The organism is Pseudomonas sp. 05N433, assembly GCF_056396925.1.
In genome coordinates, this window is record NZ_JBFTML010000154.1 from 1 (window position 1) to 520 (window position 520).

The following is a 520-nucleotide window of genomic DNA, read 5'->3' on the forward strand; positions in this document are numbered from 1 at the left end:
CCGAGCAGGGTGTTGTTCAGGTCGTTGCCGATCACGGTGAAGGCACCGAGGCCGGTGACGGTGACATCTTCGACGTTCTGCAGGTTGCTTTGGCTGAGGTCGACGGTGCTGCTGGCCAGGGTCGAGGTGTAGCTGATGTTCAGCAGGTCACGGCCCTGGTCGACGGTTTCCTGCAGCAGTGCCAGTTCGCCGGCCTGGTCGAGGATATAGGTGTCGTCGCCGGCGCCGCCGATCATGGTGTCCAGGCCGGTCTGGCCGTTGAGGATGTTGTTGCCGCTGTTGCCGGTCAGCACGTTGTTCAGGGCATTGCCGACGCCGGTGAGGTTRTCGCTGCCGGTGAGGGTGAGGTTTTCCAGGTTGGCGCCCAGGGYCCAGCTCACCGAGGCGCGTACGGTGTCGATTTCGCTCGCCAGGGTACTGGTTTCGGTGACCGTGTCCTTGAGGTTGTCGACGATGTAGGTGTCGTTGCCGAAGCCGCCCATCATCACGTCGGCGCCGAGGCCACCGTCCAGCACGTTGT

1 pseudogene is annotated in these 520 nt (G+C 63.5%); it reads right to left on the reverse strand.

The features are described from left to right. Nucleotides 1-520: pseudogene (locus tag AC1DIS_RS30130) on the reverse strand (calcium-binding protein); the annotation flags it as partial.